The organism is Streptomyces lancefieldiae, assembly GCF_031845825.1.
GTDB classification, from domain to species: Bacteria; Actinomycetota; Actinomycetes; order Streptomycetales; family Streptomycetaceae; genus Streptomyces; species Streptomyces lancefieldiae.
In genome coordinates, this window is the sequence record NZ_JAVRFH010000372.1 from 1 (window position 1) to 418 (window position 418).

Below are 418 nucleotides of genomic sequence, written 5' to 3' on the forward strand. Positions count from 1 at the left end.
GGGCCGTAGAACTGGAGCCCACCGGCCGGGTCCTTGCTGTCCCGCACCACCCGGCCGCCGTCGGCGGTGTGGGCCACCTCGACACACTCCTGCTGGCCGCCCTGCGAGGCGCTGGACTTCTTGAACTCCGTGATGATCTGCTGCCGCTCCACCGCTGTCCCCTTTCGCCGAAGCTCTGCTCTGACGATCAGCCCTCGAAGGCACCGGCCTTCACACCGCCGATGAACGCTGCCCAGTGACCAGGGCCATAGAACTGAAGCCCGCCAGCCGGGTTCTTGCTGTCGCGCACGGCCCGGCCGCCATCGGCCGTGTGGGCGACCTCCATGCACTCGTTGGCCGATCCTCCCCCGGAGAACGTCGACTTGGCGAAGGGACTGTCGACTTGCTGGCTGGTCAAGATTCCTCATTCTCCGCGTTG

2 protein-coding genes are annotated in these 418 nt (G+C 67.0%); both read right to left on the reverse strand.

The genetic code is table 11. The features are described 5' to 3' along the window. On the reverse strand, nucleotides 1–152 hold a 152-nt coding region (locus RM812_RS42570; protein ID WP_311586429.1), incomplete at its 3' end, for a DUF397 domain-containing protein. Nucleotides 153–187: 35 nt separating this feature from the next. Further along, nucleotides 188–397, reverse strand: a complete 210-nt coding sequence (locus RM812_RS42575) for a DUF397 domain-containing protein (protein ID WP_311586427.1) — start codon at nucleotides 395–397, stop codon at nucleotides 188–190. Nucleotides 398–418 lie beyond the last annotated feature (21 nt).